This window comes from Kitasatospora sp. NPDC008050 (genome assembly GCF_042957465.1).
GTDB lineage: Bacteria > Actinomycetota > Actinomycetes > Streptomycetales > Streptomycetaceae > Kitasatospora.
Map to the genome: position 1 here is coordinate 283540 of NZ_JBIBIJ010000006.1, position 13747 is coordinate 297286.

General features: G+C 72.4%; 13 protein-coding genes. 6 read left to right on the forward strand and 7 right to left on the reverse strand.

What is annotated here, in order from left to right:
* The first annotated feature begins 7 nt into the window (after positions 1-7).
* The 3 genes from ACFZB9_RS15115 to glnII all read left to right on the forward strand — a co-directional run bounded on the left by ACFZB9_RS15115 (position 8) and on the right by glnII (position 2901).
* Positions 8-364, forward strand: a complete 357-nt coding sequence (locus ACFZB9_RS15115) for a hypothetical protein (RefSeq protein ID WP_391447161.1) — start codon at positions 8-10, stop codon at positions 362-364.
* A 143-nt stretch (positions 365-507) separates the two neighbouring features.
* Complete coding sequence (locus ACFZB9_RS15120) at positions 508-1695, forward strand: SCO1860 family LAETG-anchored protein (protein ID WP_391447163.1); 1188 nt, start codon at positions 508-510, stop codon at positions 1693-1695.
* A 183-nt stretch (positions 1696-1878) separates the two neighbouring features.
* Complete coding sequence (gene glnII, locus ACFZB9_RS15125) at positions 1879-2901, forward strand: glutamine synthetase (protein ID WP_391447165.1); 1023 nt, start codon at positions 1879-1881, stop codon at positions 2899-2901.
* A gap of 73 nt (positions 2902-2974) precedes the next feature.
* Here the strand turns inward: glnII and ACFZB9_RS15130 are convergent, their stop codons facing one another.
* Positions 2975-4384, reverse strand: coding sequence for an MFS transporter (locus tag ACFZB9_RS15130; RefSeq protein WP_391447167.1), 1410 nt, complete (start codon positions 4382-4384; stop codon positions 2975-2977).
* 71 nt (positions 4385-4455) lie between these two features.
* On the opposite strand from ACFZB9_RS15130, the gene ACFZB9_RS15135 reads away from it, so the two are divergent.
* On the forward strand, positions 4456-5445 hold the full coding sequence (locus ACFZB9_RS15135; protein ID WP_391447169.1) for an ArsR/SmtB family transcription factor: 990 nt from the start codon (positions 4456-4458) through the stop codon (positions 5443-5445).
* A 7-nt stretch (positions 5446-5452) separates the two neighbouring features.
* Here the strand turns inward: ACFZB9_RS15135 and cobC are convergent, their stop codons facing one another.
* The 3 genes from cobC to ACFZB9_RS15150 all read right to left on the reverse strand — a co-directional run bounded on the left by cobC (position 5453) and on the right by ACFZB9_RS15150 (position 9354).
* Positions 5453-6880 carry an Rv2231c family pyridoxal phosphate-dependent protein CobC gene (cobC, locus tag ACFZB9_RS15140; protein ID WP_391447171.1) on the reverse strand — a complete coding sequence of 476 codons (1428 nt, stop codon included), beginning with the start codon at positions 6878-6880 and terminating at the stop codon, positions 5453-5455.
* A gap of 85 nt (positions 6881-6965) precedes the next feature.
* The gene (locus ACFZB9_RS15145; protein WP_391447173.1) at positions 6966-8684 is read right to left on the reverse strand and encodes a glycoside hydrolase family 27 protein; all 1719 of its coding nucleotides are present in this window, start codon (positions 8682-8684) and stop codon (positions 6966-6968) included.
* Between the two features lie 163 nt (positions 8685-8847).
* Positions 8848-9354, reverse strand: a complete 507-nt coding sequence (locus ACFZB9_RS15150) for a MarR family winged helix-turn-helix transcriptional regulator (RefSeq protein ID WP_391447175.1) — start codon at positions 9352-9354, stop codon at positions 8848-8850.
* Between the two features lie 47 nt (positions 9355-9401).
* Between ACFZB9_RS15150 and ACFZB9_RS15155 the strand changes: the two genes are divergently transcribed.
* Positions 9402-10178, forward strand: coding sequence for an SDR family NAD(P)-dependent oxidoreductase (locus tag ACFZB9_RS15155; RefSeq protein ID WP_391447176.1), 777 nt, complete (start codon positions 9402-9404; stop codon positions 10176-10178).
* 3 nt (positions 10179-10181) lie between these two features.
* Here ACFZB9_RS15155 and ACFZB9_RS15160 read toward each other — a convergent pair whose 3' ends face one another.
* The 3 genes from ACFZB9_RS15160 to ACFZB9_RS15170 form a co-directional block, all read right to left on the reverse strand.
* Positions 10182-11654, reverse strand: a complete 1473-nt coding sequence (locus ACFZB9_RS15160) for a phosphatidylinositol-specific phospholipase C domain-containing protein (protein WP_391447178.1) — start codon at positions 11652-11654, stop codon at positions 10182-10184.
* 154 nt (positions 11655-11808) lie between these two features.
* Positions 11809-12015, reverse strand: coding sequence for a DUF397 domain-containing protein (locus tag ACFZB9_RS15165; RefSeq protein ID WP_391447402.1), 207 nt, complete (start codon positions 12013-12015; stop codon positions 11809-11811).
* Positions 12005-12838 carry a helix-turn-helix transcriptional regulator gene (locus ACFZB9_RS15170; RefSeq protein ID WP_391447180.1) on the reverse strand — a complete coding sequence of 278 codons (834 nt, stop codon included), beginning with the start codon at positions 12836-12838 and terminating at the stop codon, positions 12005-12007. The genes ACFZB9_RS15165 and ACFZB9_RS15170 overlap by 11 nt, the downstream gene beginning before the upstream one ends.
* A 681-nt stretch (positions 12839-13519) precedes the next feature.
* Here ACFZB9_RS15170 and ACFZB9_RS15175 point away from each other — a divergent pair.
* Positions 13520-13648: a hypothetical protein gene (locus tag ACFZB9_RS15175; RefSeq protein WP_391447181.1), complete on the forward strand. Its 129-nt coding sequence runs from the start codon at positions 13520-13522 to the stop codon at positions 13646-13648.
* The last annotated feature ends 99 nt before the right edge of the window (positions 13649-13747 follow it).

The following is a 13747-nucleotide window of genomic DNA, read 5'->3' on the forward strand; positions in this document are numbered from 1 at the left end:
CACGCCCGTGGTGCCGCTGCCGTCCGGCCCGGCCGCTGTGCTGGCGGCGGTCGGCTTCGGCCTGCTGATGGTCTTCCTGGGCGTGCTCGGCTGGGACGGCAACACCCAGCTGCCCAGCATGGCCCAGACGGCCCCCGGCCTGGTGGCCGCGCTGCTCGGCGCGGTGATCAACCCCAACCACACGGTGCGGCAGCCGGTCTGGAACGGTCTGGCGGCCGGTGCGCTGCTCGCCGCCTGCTCGGCCGGTCTGGCCGTGCTGGTCTACCCGCGGCATCCGGACGCCGTGCCGGCGCTGACCGCGTCGGTGGCCGCCTTCGCCGGTCTCTTCGTCAACACCAGCAGGATCACCCACGCCAGTGGGTGAAGTGGGCCTGGTTCACTCCAATGAGTGAACCAGGGGCGGTAGTTGCCCTCGGGACGGTTGAACCGCCCCGAGGATGACGGGATTCCGCAGCCGGTGCCGTCTCAGTGCCCGGCTCAAGTCCCGTACTCCGTGGGGGTTCCACCGTGCTGTCCGCTGCCCGTCCCGTCCACCGCCGCGCTGCCGTCGTGCTGGCCGCCACCGCCCTCGCGGCGCTACCGGTCCCGGCCTTCGCCGCCACCCCCGACACCGGTCGGGCCAGCGCGGTGACCGCCGAACTCACCCTCGACGTCAGCCTGTTGAACAATGCGGTGGACGTGCCGGTGGACGTCGCGCTGAACAAGGTGCAGTCCCCGGCCGAAGCACACGGCGCGATGCTCACCGCGGACGTCGCCGGGGTGGGCCAGTCCGGCCCGATCGACCTGGTGCGGGCGGAGGTCGGCAGCTCGGTCACCCACGTCGACGCCCAAGGCGCCAACGCCTCCGTCCAGTTGGTCAATGCCAACGTGAACGTCCCGGGCCTTCCCGGCAGTGCGCTGCTCGGACTTCAGGCACTCGGCAGCTCGGTGAGCTGCCCGGTGGACGGTCAGCCGACCGCCAACGTGACCTCGCCCGCCAAGCTCACCGTGCTGGGCCACTCGGTCACCCTGAAGCTGGACGGGACGACCCAGGTGAGTGTGCCCGGGGTCGGCGAGGTCGACATCGACTTCTCGCCGCGCAGCACCACCTCCACCTCCGCGGCGGCCGCCGCGCTCACCGTGCGGGTGGCGCTGAACCCGCTGAACCTCAATGTCGCCAAGGTGTCGGGGACGATCACGGTGGCGTCGGTGAGCTGCCAGAAGCCGACCGGGGCGGGCGGGGGGCCGTCCGGTTCGGCCACGCCGTCCGCGCCCGCCTCGGTGAGCGCGCCGTCCGCGGGCCCCTCGGGCTCGTCGAACCCGTCCAGCCCGTCGAACCCCGCCGCGCCGTCCGGGTCCGGGTCGTCGGGGTCCGGGTCCTCGGGTGGTCCGTCGGTGGGTGCCGCCGCGGGCGCGCCGTCCGCGGGTGGCCCGGCGAGCACCGGCGGCGCCGGCAGCTCCGGTGGCGCCGGGGCGCCGGTGAGCGGTGATCCCGTTGCCCAGCTCGCCGCCGGCGGCTCGGGCGCCCCGAGCGCGGCCGCCTCCGGCAGCCCGGCTCCGAGCGTGGCGTCCGGCGGGACCTCGAAGGCCTCCGGCCTTGCCTTCACCGGCGCGGCCGGCACCATCCCGGCGCTGGCCGGCGGCAGTGCGCTGGTGGTGGTCGGGGTGGCCACCGTCCTGCTGGCCCGCCGTCGTCGGGCCGCGCACCGCCGCTGAGCTGCGGCGATTCGGCGGATTGCCGGTCGGCGCAGCCGTCCGTCCGGTCGGTGACACCTTCGCAGCGTGAGGGTGTCACTTCGGACAGTCGGTTCACATGCTGGTTACACAAGAGGAACAACGGGGAAACGGCGGCTTGCGACGCTACGCGGGCACCCACCGAGACATGCGAGGTAGACCGCCGTGGCAATCAAGGCCGAGTACATCTGGATCGACGGCACGCAGCCGACCGCCAAGCTCCGCTCCAAGACTCGGATCCTGGCCAACGCCGACAAGCTCCCCACCTGGGGCTTCGACGGTTCCTCCACCAACCAGGCCGAGGGCCACGCCTCGGACCGGGTGCTCGAGCCGGTCGCCTCCTTCCCGGACCCGATCCGCGGCGGCGACCACATCCTGGTGCTCTGCGAGGTCAACGAGACCGACGGCACCCCGCACGTCTCCAACACCCGCGCCCTGCTGCGCCCGATCGCCGAGCGGTTCGCCGCGCAGGAGTCGATCTTCGGCATCGAGCAGGAGTACACCTTCTTCAAGGGCTCGCGCCCGCTCGGCTTCCCCGAAGGCGGCTTCCCGGCCCCGCAGGGCGGCTACTACTGCGGCATCGGCGCTGAGGAGGTCTTCGGCCGCGAGATCGTCGAGCTGCACCTGGACCGCTGCCTGATCGCGGGCCTGGCGATCTGCGGTATCAACGCCGAGGTCATGCCCGGCCAGTGGGAGTTCCAGATCGGCCCGGTCGACGCGCTGACCGCCTCCGACCACCTGTGGGTCGCCCGCTACCTGCTCTACCGCACCGCCGAGGAGTTCGGCATCGACGCCACCCTGGACGCCAAGCCGGTGCGCGGCGACTGGAACGGCGCGGGTGCGCACACCAACTTCTCCACCAAGGCGATGCGCGAGGGCTACGACGCGATCATCACCGCCTGCGAGTCGCTCGGTGCCTCCCAGGACATCGTGCTGGAGCACGTCAGCCAGTACGGCGACGACATCCAGGCCCGCCTGACCGGCAAGCACGAGACCGCCCCGTGGAACGTCTACTCCTACGGCGTCTCGGACCGCGGTGCCTCGGTCCGCATCCCGTGGCAGGTCGAGGTGGAGAAGAAGGGCTACATCGAGGACCGCCGCCCGAACGCCAACGTCGACCCGTACGTGGTGACCCGCCTGCTGGTCAACACCTGCTGCGCCGCGCTGGAGAAGGCCGGCCAGGTCTGAGCGCCGACCTCACACTGACGCGCCGCTGCCCGGCCACCCCCCGTGGGTGGCCGGGCAGCGGTGTCATGCCGCCTCATCCGGTCGCCGCTTCGGTGCGGGCCCGCACGGCCCGGGAGAGCAGGAGCGGCAGCCCCGCCCCGACCAGGCCGAGGATCGCGCAGCTCCACCAGAGCGCCGCCGGACCCAGGCCCGCGTAGAGCGCCGAGCCCAGCACCAGGGCGACGAGCCGGGCCAGACCGCGAGCCCACCCCGAGGCGCCCTGGTAGCGGCCCTGGGCATCGGCCGGGGCCAGGTCGGCGACGATCGTGGTGTAGAGCCCACTCGCGCAGATCTCGCCCAGGCTCCACACCACCACCGTCAGCGCGAACCCCCAGGCGCTGTCCGCGACCCCGGTCAGCGCGACGCCGGCAACCACCAGCACGATGGCTACCGACCAGAGCCGCAGCCGGTCGAAGCGGACCAGCCAGACCGACGCGATCGGCTGCAGCGTCACCACCAGCAGCGCGTTGACCACTGCGGCCAGACCGAAGACGGTGGCCGGCAGACCGTGGTCGCGGATCGCCAGCGGGAGCGTGAACTCGGTCTGCGCGTAGATGCCTTCGGCCAGCACGATGGGCAGCAGCAGGGTCAGCAGCAGCCGGTCGCGCAGCACGATCCGGTAGCCGCCGCCGTCCCCGGTCGCCCGCCGGCCCGGGGCCCGCCCGGCCGAGCGCGGCAGCAGGGTGGCCGCCAGCAGGGCGTAGCCCAGGCAGGTGGCCGCGTCGAGCGCGAAGAGCAACCCGTAGCCGTGCTCGGCCAGGAACCCGCCGATCGCACCCGCCACCGCCGTGCCGACGTTGATCGACCAGTGGAAGAGCCCGAACGCGACCTGCCGCCGCTCGGGCCCGGTCGCACCGGCCACCAGCGTGGCGGCGCCGGGCAGGTGCAGGCTGCCGGCCGCGCCCAGTGCCACGGCCGCCAGCGTGAGGGTGGCCAGGTTCGGAGCGGCGAAGAGCAGGCCCTGGGACGCGGCGGTGCCGATCATCCCGGTGACCATCGCGGCGCGGCTGCCGAGGCGGTCGGTCAGCAGTCCGCCGAGCACCGGGCCGAGCAGCCCGCCGAGCCCGAGCGCGCCCAGCACGAGAGGGATCCGGTCGGTGGCGATGTGCCGGGAACCGAGGAAGAAGACCAGGAACGGCAGCACCATGTTGCCGATCCGGTTCACCGCCGTGCCGCCGATCACCACCCAGAACGGGCCGCCGAAGCCGCCGAACCGGGCGCGGAGCCGGCCCGGGCGGGGTGGCTCGGCCGGCAGCGCGGCGGGGGAGGTGGGCGTGGAGACGGCGTCGGCCGGGGCGGACCCGACAGCGAGGGACTCGACAGGCGCGGGCCCGGAGGGGAGGGAGCCGGAGGGGAGGGACTCGACAGGGGCGGACTCGGAGGGGAGGATCCAGACGCGGGCAGCGTCAACGGGGGCCTTCACGGCCGTGGGTTGCGGGGTCATGCCGGGAATCCTGCGTCCGGCGCGGAAGTTGCACCATTCATTCAGGCAGGGCCGAATTCAAGGGGGAGACCGTGCTCGAACTGGCCTTTTCGGCCCGCGACCTGGCGCACACCAGGCTGGCGTTGTCGCCGATGTGGGAGGTGGTGACCAGCCTGCGGGTGCTCGCCTCGCCCACCGCCCGCCCGCTGCACCGGCGCTGGGCCGACCGGACGCTGCCGCGGGTGGCCGCCGCCGGCCTGGCGGGCGGTCTGCTGGCCGACCTCGTCCCGGCCCAGGGCTACATCCCCGACTTCCTCAACCCGCCGCCGCCCTCGCTCACCCCCAGCCCGCGCGCCGACCTCGCGCTGGAGAGCGAGCTGGCCGTGCTCGCCGCCGCCACGCCCGAGCAGATCCGCGCCGACCTCGGCCGGCTGGCGCCCTGGACCCCCGCCGTGCGGGCCTTCCACCAGGACCCGGCGGCCGTCCTGCCGCAGCTGATCGGCGAGCTGCGCCGGTACTGGGAGGTCGCGCTGGCCCCCTCCTGGTCCCGGCTGCGCACCGTGCTGGAGGCGGACGTGCTGCACCAGTCGCGGCGCTTCGCCGCCGGGGGCGCGGCAGCCGTGCTGTGCGAGCTGGACGCGCGGGTGGAGTGGTGCGCGGAGGTGCTGCGGCTGCCACAGAACACCTGCGACCACAAGGGCACGCTGTCCGGGCGCGGACTGCTGCTGGTCCCCTCGGCCTTCGTGGGGCCCTCGGTGCTGGTGGTCAACCGGCCGACGGAGGTGGTCCAGCTCTGCTACCCGAGCCGGGGCGTCGGCGTGCTCTGGGAGCAGCCGAGCGCCGAGGTGCCGGACGCGGTGGCCGCCGTGCTCGGCCGCTCGCGGGCGCTGCTGCTCACCGAGCTGGCCGCCCCGGCCTCCACCACCGAGCTCTCGCACCGCACCGGGATGTCCGCCGCCGGAGTCTCCCAGCACCTCACCGCCCTGCGGGCCGCCGGGATCGTCTCCTCGCAACGCTCCGGCCGCTCGGTCTTCTACCAGCGCACCCAGCTCGCCGACTCGCTGCTCGGGGCGGCGGGTTGACGCTCCGTCAGAGTTCCTGCGCCAGCGCCGCGACGAAGGCGTCCACGGTGGCCCGGTCCCGTACGGCCAGGCGCAGCCAGTCCCGGCCCAGCCCCGGGAAGGTGTCCCCGCGCCGGACCGCGAAGCCCGCCGTCCGCAGCCGCTCGCGCACCCGGTCGGCGCCGGGCAGCCGGATCAGCACGAAGGAGGCGGCCGGTTCGCCGTGCACCCGGATGCCGGGCAGCTCGGCCAGCCGCTTCAGCAGGTGCGCACGGTCCTCGGCGAGTTGGCCGGCTGCCGCCTCGGCCTCGGCCAACGCGCCCTGGGCGGTGCAGAGTTCGGCGGCGAGCAGGCCCAGGCTGGAGACCGGCCAGAGCGGCTGGCAGCGGGCCAGCTCCGCGACCAGGGCGGCCGGGCCCAGCAGGTAGCCGATCCGCAGGCCGGCCAGCCCCCAGGTCTTCGTCAGGCTGCGCAACACCACGACCTGGCCCGGCAGTTCGCGCAAGGAGGCGAGCGAGGCCGGCTCGCCGGGCACGGTGTCCATGAACGCCTCGTCCACCACCAGGGTGCGCCCGGGGCGGGCGAGGGCGACCAGGTCGGCGGCGGGGTGCAGGATCGAGGTCGGGTTGGTCGGGTTGCCGATCACCACCAGGTCGGCCTGCTCGGGCACCGCGCCGGGGGTGAGCCTGAACCCGTCCTCGGGGCGGAGCAGCGCCCGGTGGACGGTGATCCCCGCGTCGCGCAGCGCGGCCTCGGGCTCGGTGAACTGCGGGTGCACGACCACCGCGTGGCGCGGCCGCAGGGTGCGGGCCAGCAGCACGAAGGCCTCGGCCGCGCCGGCGGTGAGCAGCACCTCCTCGGCCGGGCGGGCGTGCCGGGCGGCGACGGCGGCGCGGGCGGTGGACTGCTCGGGGTAGGCGGCGAGGTCGCCAAGTGCGTCGGCGAGCGCGGTGCGCAGCCAGGTGGGCGGGGTGCCGGTGCGGACGTTGACCGCGAGGTCGACCAGGCCCGGGGCGCGGACCTCGGCGTCGCCGTGGTGGCGCAGGTCCGGCTCGGTGGCGGGCTGTGCGGTGGTGCTGGGCAGGGTTGCGACGGCCACCGTCGACCGGCCCGACTTCCGCTTCCCGACCAGCAGCTCGCCGCCGCCGAGCAGCGCCGCGGCCTCCGCCACGCTCGCCGTCCCGGTCGCGGTCAGCACCCGGGCCGAGGGGTTGGGCACCGCGACCGCGGCCAGCTCCGCCGCCGGATGCCCGACCAGCGGGACGCCCAACGCCCGTGCCGCGCCCAGCAGTCCGGGCTCGGCCCGGCGTCCGTCGACGGTGGCGAGCCGCCGCACCGCCGCGGCCGGGAGACCGGCGGCGGCCAGCGCCTCGGCGATCAGCGTGAGCACCTCGCCCTCGGCCACCCCGGCGCCCGCTCCGACCCCGACGACCACGCCATCTGTAGCATCGCTCACCTGTTGGTTCTCCCTCCGCGCCCCGGAATACCACCACGGGGTGCGGAGGGAGGTCAATCACGGCGGGGCCGGTCAGGGGCGCTGGTCACTGCTGGGTCCAGCGCTGGTTGGCGCCGCCGTTGCAGGAGTAGACCTCGACCGGGACGCCGTTCACGTTGCCGGTGGGCAGGTTCCCGCCGGTGACGTCCAGGCAGAGCCCGTAGGCGCTCGGCGTGGTGATGGAGCCGTCGCCGTTCACCGTCCACTTCTGGGCGGCGCTGCCGTCGCAGGGCTCGATCGTCACCGGGGTGCCCGAGGCGAGGCCGCCGCCGGCCGTGCCCAGGCACTGGGTGCCGCCGTAGGTGCGCAGGTCGCCGTCGGAGCCGGCCGCCCAGTGCTGGTTGGTGCCGCCGTTGCAGTCCCAGATCTCCAGCTTGGTGCCGGGGGCGGTCCGGTTGTCGTAGGCGTCCAGGCAGCGGCCCGAGGACTGCGAGACCAGCTGGTGGGAGGCGCCGACGGTGACGTTCCGCGGCGACACCCGGTACATCACCGAGCCGCCGGGCGGCACGCTCGCCGTGATGCTGCCGTCCTGGCTGACGGCGGTGGTGTGCGCCCACAGGTCGTCGAGCTGGTAGCCGCCGACCGCCGCCGGCAGGCCGAGCGCCGAGGCCGTGGTGGAGATGGTGGCCGGGGCGCCGGTCTCGTTGAAGAGCACGGTCGCCACGTCGCCGTTGGCCAGCGGCCGGCGCAGCACGTCGAGGCCGCCGGTGCCGCTCACCTCGGTGCCCTGGACGCCGAGCGAGTCCTGGTCGACCGCGATGACGTCCTTGTCCAGGTAGAGCCCGAGCATCTGCTGGGTGATCGGGTAGCCCGGGTCGGCGGGGGTGGCGGCGGCCCGCAGGTCGGCGCCGGAGATCAGCGGGGCCGCCAGCACGGACGCCAGTGACAGCTCGGACTTGGACTCGTCATAGGTCAGCTGGGCGGACGGGTCGGCGTAGTTGCCGGTGGCGAGCATGTCGATGTCGTTCCAGGCGCCCGGGCCGGCGTACTGGGACTTGTCGAGATCGGCGTGCACCAGCCGGGTGAGCCCGGCGAAGGAGGAGTCGCGGTCGCCGTCGATCCGCCACAGGTTGGCCACGCTCTTGCCCCAGACCCAGGGGGTCTCGCCCTGCGCGGCGGGCTGCAGCGAGAGGCTGAGGACGATCGGACGCCCGGTGGCGGCCAGCGCGTCGCGCATCCAGCCGTCGCGGGTTTCAAGCGGCAGCTTCTCGTCGCCGACCCGCTGGTTGGGGTCGCTGGCGAGGCAGTTGTCGTACTTGAGGTAGTCCACGCCCCAGGAGGCGAAGGTCCGCGCGTCCTGCTGCTCGTGGTCCAGGCTGCCGGGGAAGCCCTGGCAGGTGTGCAGGGTGGGGCTCTCGTAGAGGCCGAACTTGAGCCCCTTGCTGTGCACGTAGGCGGCGGTGGCGGCCATGCCGTCGGGGAACTTGGCGGGGTCGGCGACCAGGTTGCCATTGGCGTCGCGGCTGCGGGAGAGCCAGCAGTCGTCGACGTTGACGTACTGGTAGCCGGCGTCGCGCAGTCCGGAGGAGGCCATGAAGTCGGCGGTCTCCTTGACCAGGGCCTCGCTGGTGTTGCAGCCGAAGGTGTTCCAGTCGTCCCAGCCCATCGGCGGGGTGAGGGCGACGCCGTTGTCCAGGGCGTGCGCGGGGGTCGGGGCGAGCAGGGCGCTCGCGCCGAGGCCGGGCAACGCGAGGGCGAGGGTGAGCAGGGGGCGGCCAAGCAGGGTACGGGTGGTCAGCGACCGCAGGTGACGGTGGGGCGTCATGGGCGCTCCTGTTTGATTGAGAAAGGAATCTGACAAAAGATGGTCAGATTCCAACGCGATGCGACACAAGCTAGCGATGTGACATTGCAGTGGCAAGGCTTCGCGCAAGGTCCGTCACCGGCAGTCGGCGCCGACTTCCTGTTGGCCCCCGCTCGCTCCCTGCTCACTCCCGCGGCAGGGTGGCCAGCAGTTTGGCCAGCAGGCGCGCCAGTTCGCGCTGCTCGGGGCCGTCCAGCGCGACGTCCACCAGGTGCTGCTCGTGCCGCAGCAGATCGCCCACCGCCGCCTCGACGGCCGCGTGCCCGGCCGCCGTCAGCTCCACCGGCACCGCGCGGCTGCCCGGTTCGGCGGGCAACCGCCGGACCAGGCCGGCCCGTTCGGCCCGGTCCACCCGCTGGGTGACCGCGCCCGCGGTGATCAGCGAGCGGGCGGCCAGCTCGCGGGTGGGCAGCCGGTAGGGCAGGCCGGCCCGGCGCAGGGTGCTGAGCAGATCGAGGGTGGCGTCGTCCATCGCGACCCGGGCCAGGGTGCGGCGCCGGTCGTCGGTGAGCAGCTTGGCGGCCTGCCGGATCCGGGTCAGGATCGGGATCGAGCCCACCGGCAGCTGCGGCTGCTCCCGCTGCCAGGCGTGCGCGATCGCGGCGGCGAGATCGTTCTCGGGTTCGTTCATGCTGCTAGTGTGCCAGCTACGTTTAGGTCTAAACGAGGGGAGAAGTCATGAGCCTGACCGCGCGCCAGATCATCGTCACCGGGGGTGGCACCGGCATCGGACGGGCGGTCGCCGCCGCCTTCGCCGAGCAGGGCGACCAGGTGGTGATCACCGGCCGCCGCAAGGGCGTGCTGGCCGACACCGCAGCCGAACTCGGCCCCACCGTGCGCGCCGTCGCCTTCGACGCCGCCGACCCGGCCCAGGTGGCGGCCGCCCTGGCCGAACTCCCGGACCAGGTCGACGTGCTGGTCAACAACGCGGGCGGCAACACCGACATCGGCGCCGAACCGGCCGAGGGCCGCGCCGAACCGGCCGAGGGCCTGCCCGTCGTGGACGCCCTGGATGCCCTGGCCGCCGCCTGGCTGGCCAACCTCAACGCCAACCTGCTCTCCGCCGTGCTGGTCACCACCGCCCTGCGCGAACGGCTGCGCCCGGGCGGGGCAGTGATCAACCTCAGCTCGATCGCCGCCCATCGCGGCGGCTCCGGCTCCTACGGCGCCGCCAAGGCGGCGGTCGAGGCCTGGAACCTCACCCTGGCCCAGCAGCTCGGCCCCGAGGGGATCACCGCCAACGTGATCGCCCCCGGCTACATCGAGGAGACCGAGTTCTTCGGCGCCGGCATCGCGCCCGAGCGCCGGGCCTGGAACATCGCGAACGCCCTCAACCAGCGCGCGGGCACCCCCGCCGACATCGCCGGCACCGCGCTCTACCTGGCCTCACCGGCGGCGAGCCACCTGACCGGCCAGACGCTGCACATCAACGGGGGCACCTTCAGCGGGCGTTGAGGTCTACGGGAGCGCCCAGTGCTGGGCGGCCGTCCCGTCGCAGGACCAGATCCGCAGCCGCGTGCCGTTCGCCGTCGCCGATGACGGATCGTCAAGACAGAGCCCGGACTGGGAACTCACCAGCGCGCCAACCGCGTTCACGCTCCACTGCTGGTTCGCCCCGCCGTTGCACGGCCACAGCTCCACCAGGGTGCCCGGGGCGGTGGCCGCGCCGGTGACGTCCAGGCACTGGCCGTTGATCCGCAGCGTGCCGTCGGTGGCCGGCCGCCACTGCTGGGCGGGGGTGCCGTTGCAGGTGTACAGGTCGACGGCGGCGCCGTTCGCGGTCGAGTCGCCGTAGTCGTCCAGGCACGTGCCCGCGATACCCGAAGTCACCTGCCCGGTACGCCAGATGCCGGGGTTCCGGTCGATCAGCCCGGCGATCACCGCCCACCCGGGGAAGTCCATCCGCAGCACGCCGGTCTTCCCCGGGCCGGCCGCGTTCAGGTAGTCGAGCAGGTGCTGGTTCTCGCCCTCGCCGCCAAGGTAGCCACCCGCCATGTCGGCCGGATCCGCGCCGAACGGGGCGCAGTTGGATGAGGTGTAGGTGACGTAGAGGGCGCCGGAGGTGTCGTTCGCGGCGTTGGCCAGGTTGCTCTGTGCCTCGCCCCACTTCTTCGCCAGGTCGCACTGCCCCCAGTCGTTCTCCACCGTGCTGCCCGAGTCGCCGCCGGGCAGCTGGGACAGCCCGAAGCCCGCATACACCTCGCCGCTCGGGCCGGTGAAGTCGGCCAGCACGATGTGGCCGCGCGCCTGGCCGAGCGTCGGCGTGGCGGCGGTAGCGGTGCCGGTCACGGTGGGCGCGTAGAACAGGCCCGGGTAGCGGGCCAGGTAGCCGTCGAAGATGCGGATCCGGTCGGCCTCGGTGGTGTTGGAGGGATCGTCGGCGCAGTGCCCGATCGAGGCCGTCCCGCTGCCGCCCTCGGTGGTGTCCGCGTCGCACTCGCCGTGCAGGTTCATCACGACCGTCTCGCCGGGATGCGCGCTCAGGAAGGCCTGCGCGTGCGTCAGCACGTCGTCGAAGTTCGCGTTCTGATAGACGTCGGTGTGGTGGATGGCGAACGCCCCGCTGATCACCCGCACCCGGATGTCGACGGCGCGGATCCCGGCATCCAACTGCGCGGTGAGCGTGGCCGCACTGTCCCCATGGTCCTCCTGCGCCTCATACGCCCAGGGCGCCAGCCCCCCGTGAATGGCGAGCGTGTCATGCGTGCCGGGGATCGACATCGCCGCCAGGCTGGTGCCGCCCGGCACCTGGGCCATCCAGTCCGGATGGCTCTGCCCGGTCAGGCTGTTGAACGCGTCCGAGGACGAGCTCGGCTGGGCGACGGCGGGGACGGGCGCCGCCAGCAGCGCCCCGCTCGCGGCGGCGAGCGTGGCGGCGACGGCAACGGCGGCTCTGACGGCACGCGGCGGCAGTAACGCGGGGATGCGCACGGGGGTCCTCCTGGGGGTGGGGGAGAGGTCAGTTGCCCGAGGGTCGGGCAGCCGTGCGATTCTCCGCCCAGGAGGCCGACGGCGGAAGGCCGCCGCACTGAACCCCTGTGCGGCATGGCGAGCTGTACAGGGGTCCAGTGGGGGAGCGGGTCGGTCAGACGGTGCCGAACTGGCCCGCTTTGACTCCGGTGACGAACGCCGACCAGGCTTCGGCGGGCAGCACCAGGGCCGGGCCGTCCGGGTCCTTCGAGTCACGGACCGGCATGACATCAGAGAAGCCGTCAGCTACCTCGATGCAACCGCCCCCGCCGTTGCTGTGCGTGCTCTTGCGCCATCGCGCGCCTGACGGGTCAACGTGCATGGTGTTCAAGTTCCTTCCGTACCTCACGAATCATGGCCAAGCTCTCAGTCCGGGTCATAGCGTCCACCTGGAGTCGATCGTACCTACCAGCCCACTTGGCAACCGTCTCGGCATCCTGCTCCAGGTATCCCCGCTGGAGGGTCTCCGTGTACCCGACCATCGACCTATTGGGCAGGGTCAGCAGCGTCACCGGGTGCGAAAGCGGCCGATGCTCGGCCAGTTGGTACGGGGCAATCTGGATGACCACGTTCGTTCGGTCGGTCAGAGCCTCCAGGTGGCCGAGCTGCGTCACCATTACCGCTGGTCCGCCAATCGGGCGACGCAGGACCCCTTCATCCAAGACGGCATGGATGGCAGGAGTCCGGCCGAGCAGGCGCTGACGCACTGCAAGGAGGCTCAGGCGTTCGTCTGCCTGCTCTCGGGTGGCTTCGCCGCGTTGGACAATGGCGGATTCGTAGACGGCGGCATAGGCGGGATGTTGCAAGATGCCCGGGACCATGTCTGTCTCGAACAGCCTTATGGCGATAGCCTCCCGCTCCTTGGGGGTGTACTCGGCAAACCCGGGGATCAAGGCGCCGTTCTTCCAGCTCCACCACAGCAGCTCCAGTGAGCCGCTGGTGCCCAGGACCTCGTCAGCGAGTTGCACGAACTTCAAACTGGGGGCCTCTTTTGCCGTCTCTACGTTCGAGATGTAGGCATTGGAGTACTGAAGTAGCTTCCCGAGCGCCACCTGTGTCAGCCCCTGCGCTTCGCGTGACCTGCGAAGTTGAACCGCCAGTGCCGCAAGGGGTGATGACGTTGGATCAAGTGTGCGACGGTTCATGCTCGTCCCCAATTTGAGCTGACTTCGATTCGAGAGTTGAAGTGCTTCCGATCGTAGCCGCCTATGCCGATGCTTGTAGTCGGATCGCTACAGAGAGGAGCGGCCGGTGAGTACGCGCAGAACGCCCCCACAGGCGCCGTACGAGCCCAAGGGCGAGATGCTTCAAGGCGTGCGCAGCGGACTGAACGGGCTTGAATCCATGGCGAGTTTCGCGACCAGCAACGCCGTGGAGTCTCAGTCCGTCGGTCGGGTGGACAAGGTCCCCGCGGTGGCCCCGCTGACGAGACCGCGCCGAAAGGTCAGCCCGGAGTACTCGGCGGCCGTACTGGCTGAGTACGACCCCAACATCGCGAGTGCCGTTGGCCAGAAGCCCACTCCGCGCGACTGGCCGTTCTGCATCTGCGGCAGCAGTACATGCCCCGACAGGGGGGCCGAATGATGTCCGCCGACCGCCCGGTCGGTACCACGGCCGGCAACTGCCACACTCCGCCAAAACAGACTCCCGGGCCGAACGGACTCCTCAACTGGTCTGTTCAGCACGGGCGGCCCTGACGGGCAGGTCAGGGCAAAAGGTCCCTCCGTGGCGCTTGGTTCGCTCCCACGGAGGGGCCCGGTCCCGTCCGCAGACGCCCCCCGTCGTATGCGGGCGGGACCATCCAACTCCCAAAAAAGGATGGAAAGATGAAGCCCACGCAGGTCCTTGCGATCACTGTTCTCGGCAGCTACGGCAACCCGAACTGTCCGCTGTGCGGGGGGACCGGAGTAAAGCTCGGGTCGGAGCCCGGCAAGGTGCAGATCTGCACCGGCTGAGCACTGCCCCCAAAGACCCCCGCCCTGGTGGTGAAGATGCTCCGGCACGGGCGAATCAGTGGCGGTCAGGATCTACTCGACGTGGGCACTGGCGCTGGT

What these genes read in the sequence shown, in the direction of transcription:
- ACFZB9_RS15130 (WP_391447167.1), bottom strand. Translation starts at nt 4,384, where the DNA reads ATGACCCCGCAACCCACGGCCGTGAAGGCCCCCGTTGACGCTGCCCGC.
- ACFZB9_RS15145 (WP_391447173.1), bottom strand. Translation starts at nt 8,684, where the DNA reads ATGACGCCCCACCGTCACCTGCGGTCGCTGACCACCCGTACCCTGCTT.
- ACFZB9_RS15150 (WP_391447175.1), bottom strand. Translation starts at nt 9,354, where the DNA reads ATGAACGAACCCGAGAACGATCTCGCCGCCGCGATCGCGCACGCCTGG.
- ACFZB9_RS15155 (WP_391447176.1), top strand. Translation starts at nt 9,402, where the DNA reads ATGAGCCTGACCGCGCGCCAGATCATCGTCACCGGGGGTGGCACCGGC.
- ACFZB9_RS15165 (WP_391447402.1), bottom strand. Translation starts at nt 12,015, where the DNA reads ATGCACGTTGACCCGTCAGGCGCGCGATGGCGCAAGAGCACGCACAGC.
- ACFZB9_RS15170 (WP_391447180.1), bottom strand. Translation starts at nt 12,838, where the DNA reads ATGAACCGTCGCACACTTGATCCAACGTCATCACCCCTTGCGGCACTG.
- ACFZB9_RS15175 (WP_391447181.1), top strand. Translation starts at nt 13,520, where the DNA reads ATGAAGCCCACGCAGGTCCTTGCGATCACTGTTCTCGGCAGCTACGGC.